Raw genomic sequence first — 12116 nt, 5'->3', positions numbered from 1 at the left:
TCATGCCCGCGCCTTTGTGTCATTGGCCATCTCGTCACTGGCCTGCATCAGCGCCTGCGAGACATCGCGGCAATAGCCAGCATAGGCCATCGAGGTGCGGAACGCGTCGTCACGCGGCTCGGCGGATTCGATATGGCATTCGGCGCTGACGCGACCTGGCCTCGACGTCATCACCACAACGCGCTGCGACAGATAAACCGACTCGAACACCGAATGGGTGACGAAGATGACCGTCTTGCCGAGTTCGCGCCACAACGTCAGCAAATCGTTATTGAGCCGGAAGCGCGTGATCTCGTCGAGCGCCGCAAAGGGCTCGTCCATCAGCAGGATATCCGGCTCGGTCACCAGCGCGCGGGCCAGCGACGCCCGCATCTTCATGCCACCCGACAATTCGCGCGGATAGGCTTCGGCAAAGTCCGCGAGACCGACCTGTGCGAGCACCTCATCCACCCGCGCCGTCTGCTGCGCATCCGGCATATGTGCCAGCTTCAGCGGCAGTCGCACATTTTCCCGGATCGTGCTCCATGGCATCAGCGTCGGCTCCTGGAATACGAAGCCAATAGCGTGACTGCTCCTGTGTGCGGCCACATCCAAAGTGCCGGCAGACGGCGCGATCAGGCCTGCAATCAGGCGCAGCGCGGTGGATTTGCCGCAGCCGGACGAGCCCAACAGCGAGACGAACTCGCCCTTGCGAATGTCGAGATCAAGCGGCCCCAGCGCCACGGTGCCGTTGTCATAGACCTTCGTGACACCGCGCAGGCGGACGGCGGTGGGGGCATCGCTCGACGACAAGGCAGGTTCGACCATCTGCCGGGCTACTTCTTCGGCCGGAGATCGAGACCGACACCCTTGTTGATGAACTGCAGCGTATAGGCCTTGCGATAGTCGATGTCGCGCTTGACCACACCTGCGCGTGACATCTTGTCGAAGAAGCTGGCAACACGTGCTTCGCTCATGGCGCCGATGCCGTCCTTCAGCGTGTCACCTGAGTCGACGATACCGTATTCCTTCATCTTGGCGATGGAATAGGCCAGCAGGTCATCGGTCATTTCCGGGTTGAGCTTCTTGATGACCTCATTGGCGGCTTTGTTGTCGCCATAGAGATAGTTGTACCAGCCAATCATCGAGGCATCGACGAAACGCTGGACAAGGTCCGGCTTCTTGTCGACCCATTCGCGGCGCGTTTCGATCAATGTCGAATAGCCATCGAAACCGTAATCCGCGAGCAGCATCACGGTTGGCTTGAAATTGGCCTGCTTCTCGACCACGAACGGCTCGGACGTGACATAGCCTTGCATAGCGCTGTTCTTGTCGACGATGAAAGGCTGCGCATTATAGGTGTAAGGCTTGACCTTGGACGCGCTGAAACCGAGTTCGGATCGCATCCATTGGAAATAGCCGGCGACGCCCTCCTTCGAGATCAGCAGCGTCATCGGCTTGAGGTCTTCGAGCTTGGTCACCTTGGGATTGGGATGCGCCAGAAAGACCTGCGGGTCCTTCTGGAAAATCGCGGCGACAGCGACCACCGGCACATTATTGGCGACGGCATCGAAGGATTGCAGCGTGTTCGCGCTCATAAAGAAATCGAGCTTGCCCGAGATCAACAGGATGCGGTTGTTCACGTTCGGCCCGCCCGGCACGATGGTGACGTCGAGCCCGTAATTCTTGTAGGTGCCATCCGCGACCGCCTGGAAGAAGCCGCCATGTTCAGCCTCGGCCACCCAGTTGGTCCCGAAACTGACCTTGTCGAGCCTGGTTTCCGCTGTGGCGGGCGACCGCGCGGCCATCACGGCCAGTGCGCCAATGGTTAACGCGCGCAGCAGGGATATCGGGCTCATATTGGACTCCGTCGACCGTTATGGCCCATGATAGGAAGCAATCTGCTGCCAGACTACCCTGCAAAATTGACCAAAGAAACGCACCTCGATGACTGCCAACATGCCGCCCCGCGACTGGACTGCCATTCACTGGCCCGACATCGCCAAGAGCGATCCGGCCTCCTGGATTGCAGTGCTGCCGCTCGCCGCGACCGAGCAGCACGGACCACATCTGCCCCTCAGCACTGACGTCATGATTGCGGAGGCCTATCTTGCAGAGGTCCAGCACCTGCTGCCTGCCGATATTCCGGCGACGTTTCTGCCGCTTCAACCTGTGGGCATTTCAACCGAGCATCTCGCCTTTCCCGGTACTCTGACCCTGCCGACCGAGATCGCATTGCAGACCTGGACCGCGATCGGCGAAAGCGTCGCGCGCGCCGGCGTTCAGAAACTCGTTATCGTGACCAGTCACGGCGGCAACAGCGCAGCGATGACGCTCGCGGCGCAGGACTTGCGCGCCGAATACGGCATGCTGGTCGCCACCACCGGATGGAATCGGTTCGGTGCGCCGGATGGCCTGTTCACCGACGAAGAATTGCGTCACGGGATTCATGGCGGCGCCGTGGAAACATCGATCATGCTGGCGCGCTATCCGCAGCATGTGCGCAACGACAAGATCGCAAACTTCGCATCGTCGGCGATTGCAATGGAGAAGAATTATCGCTGGCTGTCCGCAAGCCGGCCCGCGCCATTCGCGTGGCAGGCCGAAGATCTGCATCCCAGCGGCGCTATTGGCGACGCCACGCAGGCATCAGCCGACAAGGGCGAGAAACTGCTGGCACACGGCGCAAAAGCATTCTGCGAACTACTCGCGGACATGCATCGCTTCGACGTGACAGCGTTTGATCGCGAACCGGATGCCGGCGCGTGAGATGTGGTTAATCGCGGATTGCGCGATTCACGCGACGACATATTCCGCGCGGATGACGACACGATTCTGAAACCAAAAGAATTTGCCTGAAACCAAATAGTTCGACCGGGCCTCGAACCCGATCCGTTTGGGCTCCGACTGATTGGCATGCAGGCCACGATGGCTGCACTTCAACAGGATGGAGTTATCCCATGTCGATCAAGTCCAAGATTGCTGCTTTCGCTCTCGTTGCTCTCACCGCTGCCGGCACCATGGCATCGTCCCAGCAGGCTCAGGCCAAGGGCCCGGGCATCGGCTTCGGCATCGCTGCCGGTGTTGTCGGCGCCGCAGTCGTCGGCAGCGCCATTGCCGCCAACAACGGCTACTACGGTTACGGATATCGCTGCGGTTGGGTCCGCCAGTATGACGGCTACGGCAACTATGTCGGCCGCGTCCGGACCTGCAACTACTAATCTCTTGATCGACTGACGTGGATTTGCGTCCGACACGGGCGCCTCATCCACCCCGTGTCGCACCAGACCCGCTCGGTCGTCCCCCCGAGCGGGTCATTTTTTTGCGCTCGCCAAATGCCTTTCGAGCCGTCCCGGCCAGCTGCTGTTATCCAACCGTCATGATCGGCTGCCACTGAAACATGCTTCTCCAGTTGCTTCTTGCTATTGCGAATTAGTTGCAATTATAGTCAGGGAGTCGACGGGTTGCTCATTTCGCTTCGTTTTGTCTCATGACGACCTTCGACACCCCCACTGTTATGGGCGAATCGACTATTTTTGTGGAATATCAAACGGTTCGTCGCACGCTCGGCGGCGACCTAAAGCGAGAAACGACGGCCGCATGAAGTACCCCGACCGATCGCGAGTATTGTCGTGAAGCGCGTTTTGGCCGGTTTTGCGTTGGGCGCATTGGCGTTCGATGGCTCTGCGATCGCGGCCGATATTTCGCCCGGCATGGCGCTGAAAGCGCCCCGCCTGGTTTACGACTGGACCGGGTTTTATCTCGGCGGTCACATCGGCTATGGCGGCGGCAGCTTTGGTCCCGGCAGCAATCCGCTGCCCGCGCAGGGCGTTTTCCTGCCGCCTTCGCCGACCGGCCTGATCGGCGGCTACCAGATCGGCTACAACAGGCAGCTCAGCAACAACGTCGTGCTGGGCTTCGAGGCCGACGCCACGTTCAGCAGTCCGCAGGACGCAGCGCGGTTGATGCCAGCGCCTTTCCATACGACCTTCGACTATTTTGCGACCGCACGCGGCCGCATCGGCTACGCCTTCGGTGCGTTGATGCCGTACGTCACCGGTGGCGTGGCGTGGGGACGCACCAAACTCACTCTCAATGAGGCCGACGGCGACCTCATATCATCGGCGACCCGCACCCATTTCGGCTGGACCGCCGGCGCGGGCGTCGAATTTGCCGTTGGCGGCAACTGGACCGCGAAGGCCGAATACGCCTATCTCGATTTGATGCGGCAGACCTATGACCTCGGCAATGCCGGGCTGCCGAATGTGAGCGTTGATCCGAATATTCACACCGTCAAAGTCGGCTTGAATTATCGGCTGTGGGACACACCGCCATGGTTGCCGTCAGCCCCCATCGTCGGCAAGACTGTGCTGCCGGAATCGACAGACTGGAACGTCCACGCCCAAACCACCTTCATCGCGTCCGCCTATCCGCGGATTCGCTCGCCCTATGAAGGCACCAACAGCCTTCCTGGCGGCGGCCAAGGGCGCGAGACCTTTACGACGACGGCGTTCCTCGGCTGGCGACTGTGGCAGGGCGGTGAGCTCTATCTCAATCCCGAGCTGGCGCAGGGCTTCGGCCTCAACTCCACGCTCGGCCTCGCCGGCTTCCCCAATGGCGAGGCGCAAAAGGGCGGCGCGCCGTTTCCGCGCTTTCGGATGCAGCGCTATTACTTCCGCCAGACACTTGGCCTCGGCGGCGAGCAGGAAGACGTCCCCGACGCCGCCAATCAATTGGCAGGCAAGCGCGATATCGACCGCATCACGCTCACGGTCGGACGCTTCGCGGTGGGTGATTTCTTCGATGGCAATTCCTACGCCAAGGATCCGCGCGCCGACTTCATGAACTGGGCAATGTGGTCATCGGCCGCTTACGACTTTCCAGCCGACCTGCCGGGCTTCACCCGCGGCGCCATCGTTGAACTGAACCGCAAGGACTGGGCGATCCGAGCCGGCCTGTTTCAAGTGCCGGCGCAGCCTAACAACGACGTCCTGACCTTCAAAACTGGCGGCGCGGTCGTCGAATTCGAGGAGCGTCACCAGATCTTCGACCAGCCCGGCAAGCTGCGCGTCGGTGCCTTCATCAATCGCGGCAATACCGGCAGCTATCGCGGCGCACTGGCGATCGAGGCCAATGATCCCACGCTGGATATCAACGACGTGATGTCCTCGATCCGCCGCGCCAGCGACAAATACGGTTTCTACGTGAATGGAGAGCAGCAAGTTGCCACTGACGTTGGCATCTTCGGGCGCGTCAGCTGGAACGATGGCCAGAACGAGATCCTGTCCTTCACCGATATCGACCGCAGCGTCTCTGCCGGCGTCTCGATCAAGGGCAGCCATTGGGGCCGCGCCAATGACACGATCGGCTTAGGCGGCGCGATCAACGGCCTGTCCGCTGCGCATCGCGACTTCCTCGCCGCTGGCGGCAACGGATTGCTGATCGGGGACGGACGGCTGAATTACGGCACCGAGCGCATCCTCGAAACCTATTATGCCTATGCCATAGACAAGAACTTCACCCTCACGGCCGACTACCAGCTGATTGCGAACCCTGCCTACAACAAGGATCGCGGGCCGGTCTCGATCTTCTCGGGCCGATTGCACGGCGAGTTCTGACGACACATCCTGCGCCGTTTGTAGCCCGGATGAGCGCAGCGATATCCGGGATCGCCACACGCACGGTCCCGGATATCGCTGCGCTCATCCGGGCTACGATATCTAGGCCGAACGTTCCAGAGCTGCTGGCAGGAACGAGCCCGCTTGCGCCATCTCCCATGCATCGCGAAAGCGCTTGTCGCCGGTGCCATCGACCAGCTCGTTGTGGCGCAGTGCCGGATACATCCGCGTGAAGGACAGGACGTCGGTGCTGGAGGCGCGATGCGAGAAATGGATCGGGCGAATATCCTGCGGATGAGCGAGCCCGGCTGCCGCGATCAGCTCAGCCAGCGCATGCAACGTCGCCTCGTGATAGTTGTAAACGCGATCGGTCTTCTGCGGCACGGCGAGCGCGCGATTGCGCGTGGGGTCCTGCGTCGTGACGCCGGTCGGACAACGATCGGTGTGGCAGCTCAGTGACTGGATGCAGCCCAGTGCGAACATGAAGCCCCGCGCCGAATTGCACCAATCGGCGCCGAGCGCCATCGCGCGGGCGATATCGAAGGCCGTCGCGATCTTGCCGGAGGCGCCAATCTTGATGCGGTCACGCGCGCCGATGCCGATCAGCGCATTGTGCACGAAGTTGACGCCCTCGCGCATCGGCATGCCCAGATGATCCATGAACTCCAGCGGCGCCGCGCCCGTGCCGCCTTCATTGCCATCGACCACAATGAAATCCGGATAGATGCCGGTCTGCAGCATCGCCTTGCAGATCGCGAGGAATTCCCAGGGATGGCCGATGCACAGCTTGAAGCCGGCGGGCTTACCGCCGGACAGACGGCGCATCTTGTCGATGAACTCCATCATCTCGATCGGTGTTGAAAACGCCTTGTGATAGGCCGGCGAGATGCAGTCCTCACCCATGGCGACGCCGCGGATGCGCGAGATCTCTTCCGACACTTTTGCCGCCGGCAACACGCCGCCGTGGCCCGGCTTTGCGCCCTGGCTGATCTTGAGCTCGACCATCTTGATCTGATCGTTGACGGCAAGCTTCGCGAAAGCGTCGGGATCGAAGTTGCCATCACGCGTGCGGCAACCAAAATAGCCGGAGCCGACCTCCCAGATCAGGTCGCCGCCGTTCTCCTGATGATACGGACTGACGCCGCCTTCTCCAGTGTCATGCGCGAATTCACCACGCTTGGCGCCAGCATTCAGCGCGCGGATCGCATTGGGGCTGAGTGCGCCAAAGCTCATAGCCGAGATGTTCAGTACCGAGGCCGAATAGGGCTTAAGGCAATCCGGACCGCCGATGGTGATGCGGAATTGCTCAGTCGCATGCGGCCGCGGCGCGACCGAATGGTGCATCCACTCATAGCCCTCTTCGTAGACGTTCTTCTGGGTACCGAAGGGACGCTTGTCGAGCACCATCTTGGCGCGCTGATAGACCACCGCGCGCGTGTCGCGGCTGAACGGCATGCCATCCTTTTCGCTCTCGAAGAAATACTGCCGCATCTCCGGACGGATTTCTTCGAGCAGGAAGCGGATATGCGCCGAGATCGGATAGTTGCGCAGAACCGCATGGTCCTTCTGGAGCACGTCGTGAATGCCAAGCACGGTCAGGCCGCCGAAGACGATGACCGGGATGACAACGAGAGGGATGACCTTGGGATCGTGAATGCCGATGCCGACCAGCAGCAAGGTGGCGGCGCCGCAGATCGTCAAAACGATGAAGCGCGGCGAGAGGGGAAGCATCAACGTTTCCATAAAATCCTGCCTGACATGAATGGCGCTAGCGTTACACAGACCCGATGACGCAAACATCACAGGCGCGTTGCCGCAGAGCATCGCGCCAGAGTGCCCAATCTATCGCGCCACGCTCAATGAATCGTTGCAAAAAGCGAGGGCCCCAGACGACAAAACCCGCGCCGGAGCGCGGGTTTTGAAGTGCAGTGAATTTTGATGGTCTCGGGCTGCCTTAGCGCTCGACGAACGCCTTCTCGATCACGAAGTGGCCCGGCTTTGAGCCGCTGCCTTCGATGAAATCGCGCTCTTCGAACATGATCTTGAGATCTTCGAGCATGCTCGGGCTGCCGCACAGCATGATGCGGTCGGTCTCGATCGAAAGCGGGCCCTGGCCGATGTCATTGAACAGCTGCGACGACGCGATCAGGTCCGTGATCCGGCCGCGGTTGCGGAACGGCTCGCGAGTGACCGTCGGGTAATAGGTGAACTTGTCCTTCATCAGTTCGCCGAACAGCTCGTCCTCGGCCAGCTTGGCGACCAGGCGCTCGCCATAAGCGAGTTCGGAAACCTGACGGCAGCCATGCACGAGCACCACATGCTCGTAGCGCTCATAGACGTCCGGGTCCTTGATCAGGCTGGCGAACGGCGCGAGGCCGGTGCCGGTGGAGAGCATCAGCAGGCGCTTGCCGGGCAAAAGATTGTCGGTGATCAGCGTGCCGACGGCCTTACGGCCGACCAGGATGGTGTCGCCTTCCTTGATCTTCTGCAGGCGCGAGGTCAGCGGACCATCCGGCACCTTGATGCTGAAGAATTCCAGCTCTTCTTCGTGGTTCGCGCTGGCCATCGAATAGGCGCGCAACAGCGGCTTGCCATCGACTTCCAGGCCGATCATGGCGAACTGGCCGTTCTGGAACCGGAACGAGGTGTCGCGGGTAGCTTTGAAGCTGAAAAGTGTATCGGTCCAATGCTGGACGGAAAGAACTTTCTCTCTGTGAAAGGCGCTCATGAGATCTGATTTTCCAGTGCGGGCTTTTTTAGAACAAGTCCATTGTTTGCCGCGTCACGATGCCGAGAAACCATTGCGGCTATTGGCTAATTTTGGTTCTCGCAGCTGCGAATGACAATTAGTCAAAGTAGCCATGAAGTGCAATTGCGGACTGAGGGAGGCGGACGATTAATTTCCAAAGCAGGTTACCCATGCAGCAGGAGCCCATCTGGCCGCGACATTAAATTACCCGATATGGGAGGTTTCGTTCAGTTTCTTGCCGGACACCGTTAATGGTATCCGGCTGGATCGCGTGATCCCGATCCGGTAGTTTCCGGCCACCTCGTTAAAGTCGTCGCAGGCGGCTTTTCGTTCAATCGTCGGCCTGGTCCTTGATGACATCCCTTCGCGACATCCGGGCTGGAAAGCCCCCATCCTATCCCGACCAGTCGATCTATGCCGAATACGCTTGCCGCCAGTTCGGGCTGGATTTCGCCGACGTCGATGGCGGAACGGGCCTGATCTTCACTGTCGGCCGCAACGGCAGAAGCGCATCCTTCGGCGCCGGACGCGGCTCGTTCTTTCCGCAGAACAATGCCACGGCTGCGACGCTGGCGAATGACAAGTATTTCGCCAATGTGCTGATGGAGCGTGCCGGCGTCCCGACTTTGGGCGGGAAATACTTCTTCCTGCATGAGCGTTATCGCGCCCATCGCCCGCCCGGTCACGAACATGCCGACGCCGTCTGGCATTTCGCCGAACTCGGCGACCGGGCCTTCATCAAACCGCTGATGGGATCGCGCGGCGACTTTGCGGAGATCGTCGTGGGCGGCGACGCGCTCATGGCTTATCTCAGGCAGGTCGCGCAGTATTATGACGCGATCCTGATGCAGCGCATCTATTCCGGCCAGGAATATCGCGTGTTCATCCTCGACGACGAGGTCGTGTATTGCGCGCAGAAGACGTCGCCCTTTGTGACCGGCGACGGCAAGGCGACGCTCAGGCAATTGATCGCCGCGGAGACGTCCGCGCTGGACCGCCACGGGATTTCGTCGGCCGCCACAGGCCTCGATGATACCTCCCTCGATCGCGTGCTGCCATACGGTGAGCGGCGCGCGATTCCCGGCCGGATGAATCGCAGCGCAGGCGGCAGCATGAGCTTTGCGGCGCCGGGCAACGAAACTGTTGCCTTTGCGATGGCGCTGCAGGCCGCCAAGGCGCTCGGCCTGCGCGCTGGCGCGGTCGACCTGTTTACGGATATTGACGGAGATGCTGCGGCCATGCGCGTGATCGAGGTCAATGCCAATCCCTCGATCCGCTTTCTCGAAGACAGCGGCCGCGAGGATCTGATCCTGCGCATCTGGCAGCATACATTCATGGCGATCGGCCTGCTCGATGTTTAACCTGCCCAAATATGGCGACGGCCTATGCCTCGCCCGGCTGTCCCTGCTGCTCGATGCGCTGTCGATCGACCGTGTCAGGCTGCGCAAACATTCCGTCGTTGTCACCGGCTCCAACGGCAAGGGCTCGACCGCGGCATTCTGCGCCAGCATCGGACGCGCTTTCGGCCTGCGGACAGGCTTGTTCACGTCACCGCACCTCTATCGCTTCAATGAGCGCTTCCAGATTGACGGCGTACCCGTCGATGACGAGTTGCTGGAAGCCGTCGTCCTGCGCGTGGCCACTGCCATCGCAGATCTCAAGCAGCACACGCTGCATGAGACTTTCGGTGCCTTCGAGGCTCAGTTCGCGCTGGCCTGCCTGTATTTCCAGGAGACCGAATGCGAATTCGCCGTGTTCGAGGCGGGCATCGGCGGACGCTACGATCCGGTTCGACTGGTCGGCGCCGACATCACCTGCGTCACCTCGGTCGATCTCGAACACGTCAACCTGCTCGGCAACTCGCTGGAGCTGATCGCCTGCGACAAGAGCGATGCATGTATCTCGGGCGGCACCGTCGTCTATGGCGAGAACTGCCTGCCCATGCGCGGCAATCTCGCCGAGTACAATCGCAACCGCAACGTCACCGGCCTGCATATCGGCGACGAGATCACGATCAGCAACGTCTTTGCATCATCCAAGGCCCAGGCCTTCAACTGCCGGCTGGGCGCATTCGATCTGCGCGCGCTCGAACTCATGCTGGCCGGCGAGTTCCAGCTCAACAATGCTGCCATTGCAGCTGCGCTGTTCATTCTCTGGATGCAGCGCATGCATCCGGATGCGACCACCAGCGCCATCGATCTCGCGGTCCGGACCGGGCTGCGCGATACCAGATGGCCAGGACGGCTCGAGATCGTTCAGCGCGATCCCCTGACCGTCATCGATGTCGGCCATACGCCCGATGGCGTGGCGCAGGCCCTGAAGAGCCTTCGCGCCATCCACGGCGACGACAACTGGTTGCTCGTGCTCGGCGTCTCCGGCGACAAGAATGTCGACGATATCGCCAAGCATCTCGCGCCCGTCTTCGATACGATCGTGTGCACCCGCGCCTATCACAAGGGCGCCGACGCGCGCGTGGTCGGCGCTGCAGCGCGCAAGGCTCATCCGGCGGCGCGCATTCATGTGGCCAATGCCATGGAAGACGCGGTGCGCCTCAGCCAGCAACTGGCTCGCGCCGTGCCGCGCAAGATCTATGTGGCGGGTGGACTGTTCGCGGCGATCGAATATGCCACGGTGCTGCGAGGCGGCAAGGCGCAGGATCTGGTGTTTTTTTGAGAGATTGAGCGGCCTCTCAGCCGTCGTCCCCGCGAAGGCGGGGACCCATACACGCCGATTAAAAGATTTGGCACGGTGGCTACGGCAGTTTCTAACCTCAGCCTCGGAGGTTATGGGTCCCCGCCTTCGCGGGGACGACATTTGATAGTACCGCGGACCTAATGAAGCACGCTAAGCCTCAATTCGTCCCGCCCGCTGAATCGTCCAGCACCTTGAAGCTCTCCTCCAACTGCGGCGAGATCGAAACGCCCATGCGCTCGCCGGTCGGCAAGCGCGCGACGAACCATTTGTTATAGAGCGGGATCAGATCGCGGTTTGAGCCGAGGCGCCGGAAGGTGCGCTCGACGACGTCACTCAACTGCTTCTCGCCCTTGCGGAACATGATGCCGTAGGGATCATAGGACAGGTAATCGCCGACCACGCGGAATTTGTCCTGCGACTTGTGCCGCGCGATCAGGCCCGACAGCAGGATATCGTCGGTCGCGAAGGCATCGGCCTTGCCGTCAACCAGCATCTGGTAGCTCTGCTCATGATCGGGCGAGACCACGATGTTGAGGCCGAGATTGAACTTCTTATCGACCGCATGCATCGCCTGTTCGTTGGTGGTGCCTTTGGTGACGACGATGGTCTTGCCCTTGAAGTCGGTCGGCGCGGTACCCGTGGTGGTTTTCGGCACCATCAGCTTGGTGCCGGCGACGAACATCAGCGGCGAGAACGCAACCTGCTTGCGCCGTTCGGCATTGGCCGTGGTCGAGCCGCATTCGAGATCGATCTTGCCGTCGACCACCGCGGGAATGCGATCGTCCGACGTCACTTTTACATATTCGATCTTGAGCTGGGGATCGTCGACCTCGATGCCGATATCCTCGACGATGGCCTCGCAGAGTTCGAGACTGTAGCCGATCGGCCGGCCGGCCTGGTCGAGAAACGAGAATGGCGGCGAGCTCTCGCGGTAGCCGAGCTTGACCACATGCGCCTTCTTGATCGCCGCCAGCGTCGGGCTAAGCCCTTCCGCAGGAGCTTGCGCCTGCGTAGTCGTCGCCAGCAGCAAAGCTGCCAGAAGCCCGGTGATCGAACCGGTCAGATAGTAGCGCATC

Annotated in this window: 10 protein-coding genes; 5 read left to right on the top strand and 5 right to left on the bottom strand. The window is 61.0% G+C overall.

From position 1 onward, the window contains the following. Window positions 1-807 carry an ABC transporter ATP-binding protein gene (locus tag AB8B02_RS27610; protein WP_439065718.1) on the bottom strand — a complete coding sequence of 269 codons (807 nt, stop codon included), beginning with the start codon at window positions 805-807 and terminating at the stop codon, window positions 1-3. An 8-nt stretch (window positions 808-815) separates the two neighbouring features. After that, window positions 816-1838, bottom strand: coding sequence for an ABC transporter substrate-binding protein (locus AB8B02_RS27605; protein WP_439065717.1), 1023 nt, complete (start codon window positions 1836-1838; stop codon window positions 816-818). A gap of 88 nt (window positions 1839-1926) precedes the next feature. Between AB8B02_RS27605 and AB8B02_RS27600 the strand changes: the two genes are divergently transcribed. The 3 genes from AB8B02_RS27600 (at window position 1927) to AB8B02_RS27590 (ending at window position 5597) form a co-directional block, all read left to right on the top strand. Further along, complete coding sequence (locus tag AB8B02_RS27600) at window positions 1927-2748, top strand: creatininase family protein (RefSeq protein WP_439065716.1); 822 nt, start codon at window positions 1927-1929, stop codon at window positions 2746-2748. A 191-nt stretch (window positions 2749-2939) separates the two neighbouring features. Next, entirely contained in the window at window positions 2940-3200 is a 261-nt protein-coding gene (locus tag AB8B02_RS27595; RefSeq protein ID WP_068733822.1) for a hypothetical protein, read from the top strand. A 411-nt stretch (window positions 3201-3611) separates the two neighbouring features. After that, the gene (locus AB8B02_RS27590) at window positions 3612-5597 is read left to right on the top strand and encodes a carbohydrate porin (protein ID WP_439065715.1); all 1986 of its coding nucleotides are present in this window, start codon (window positions 3612-3614) and stop codon (window positions 5595-5597) included. A 102-nt stretch (window positions 5598-5699) separates the two neighbouring features. On the opposite strand, the gene AB8B02_RS27585 is transcribed toward AB8B02_RS27590, so the two are convergent. Both AB8B02_RS27585 and AB8B02_RS27580 read right to left on the bottom strand, forming a co-directional pair. Next, window positions 5700-7340 carry an FMN-binding glutamate synthase family protein gene (locus AB8B02_RS27585; protein ID WP_439065714.1) on the bottom strand — a complete coding sequence of 547 codons (1641 nt, stop codon included), beginning with the start codon at window positions 7338-7340 and terminating at the stop codon, window positions 5700-5702. A 211-nt stretch (window positions 7341-7551) separates the two neighbouring features. Further along, window positions 7552-8325 carry a ferredoxin--NADP reductase gene (locus AB8B02_RS27580; RefSeq protein WP_089266309.1) on the bottom strand — a complete coding sequence of 258 codons (774 nt, stop codon included), beginning with the start codon at window positions 8323-8325 and terminating at the stop codon, window positions 7552-7554. Between the two features lie 374 nt (window positions 8326-8699). On the opposite strand from AB8B02_RS27580, the gene AB8B02_RS27575 reads away from it, so the two are divergent. Both AB8B02_RS27575 and AB8B02_RS27570 read left to right on the top strand, forming a co-directional pair. Continuing rightward, the gene (locus AB8B02_RS27575) at window positions 8700-9707 is read left to right on the top strand and encodes a hypothetical protein (protein WP_439065713.1); all 1008 of its coding nucleotides are present in this window, start codon (window positions 8700-8702) and stop codon (window positions 9705-9707) included. Next, complete coding sequence (locus AB8B02_RS27570) at window positions 9700-11019, top strand: bifunctional folylpolyglutamate synthase/dihydrofolate synthase (RefSeq protein WP_439065712.1); 1320 nt, start codon at window positions 9700-9702, stop codon at window positions 11017-11019. Before AB8B02_RS27575 ends, AB8B02_RS27570 begins: the two co-directional genes overlap by 8 nt. Window positions 11020-11197: 178 nt before the next feature. On the opposite strand, the gene AB8B02_RS27565 is transcribed toward AB8B02_RS27570, so the two are convergent. After that, the gene (locus AB8B02_RS27565; RefSeq protein ID WP_439065711.1) at window positions 11198-12115 is read right to left on the bottom strand and encodes an amino acid ABC transporter substrate-binding protein; all 918 of its coding nucleotides are present in this window, start codon (window positions 12113-12115) and stop codon (window positions 11198-11200) included. Window position 12116: the final 1 nt, after the last annotated feature.

Source organism: Tardiphaga sp. 862_B3_N4_1, assembly GCF_051811085.1.
In the GTDB taxonomy this organism is placed as follows: Bacteria; Pseudomonadota; Alphaproteobacteria; order Rhizobiales; family Xanthobacteraceae; genus Tardiphaga; species Tardiphaga robiniae.
This window is presented reverse-complemented; position numbering and strand designations above follow the sequence as displayed.

Excerpts from the sequence above, each read along its gene's own strand:
- AB8B02_RS27570 (WP_439065712.1), top strand. The coding sequence starts at position 9,700 with ATGTTTAACCTGCCCAAATATGGCGACGGCCTATGCCTCGCCCGGCTG.
- AB8B02_RS27610 (WP_439065718.1), bottom strand. The coding sequence starts at position 807 with ATGGTCGAACCTGCCTTGTCGTCGAGCGATGCCCCCACCGCCGTCCGC.
- AB8B02_RS27595 (WP_068733822.1), top strand. The coding sequence starts at position 2,940 with ATGTCGATCAAGTCCAAGATTGCTGCTTTCGCTCTCGTTGCTCTCACC.
- AB8B02_RS27575 (WP_439065713.1), top strand. The coding sequence starts at position 8,700 with ATGACATCCCTTCGCGACATCCGGGCTGGAAAGCCCCCATCCTATCCC.
- AB8B02_RS27565 (WP_439065711.1), bottom strand. The coding sequence starts at position 12,115 with ATGCGCTACTATCTGACCGGTTCGATCACCGGGCTTCTGGCAGCTTTG.
- AB8B02_RS27580 (WP_089266309.1), bottom strand. The coding sequence starts at position 8,325 with ATGAGCGCCTTTCACAGAGAGAAAGTTCTTTCCGTCCAGCATTGGACC.
- AB8B02_RS27605 (WP_439065717.1), bottom strand. The coding sequence starts at position 1,838 with ATGAGCCCGATATCCCTGCTGCGCGCGTTAACCATTGGCGCACTGGCC.
- AB8B02_RS27585 (WP_439065714.1), bottom strand. The coding sequence starts at position 7,340 with ATGGAAACGTTGATGCTTCCCCTCTCGCCGCGCTTCATCGTTTTGACG.
- AB8B02_RS27600 (WP_439065716.1), top strand. The coding sequence starts at position 1,927 with ATGACTGCCAACATGCCGCCCCGCGACTGGACTGCCATTCACTGGCCC.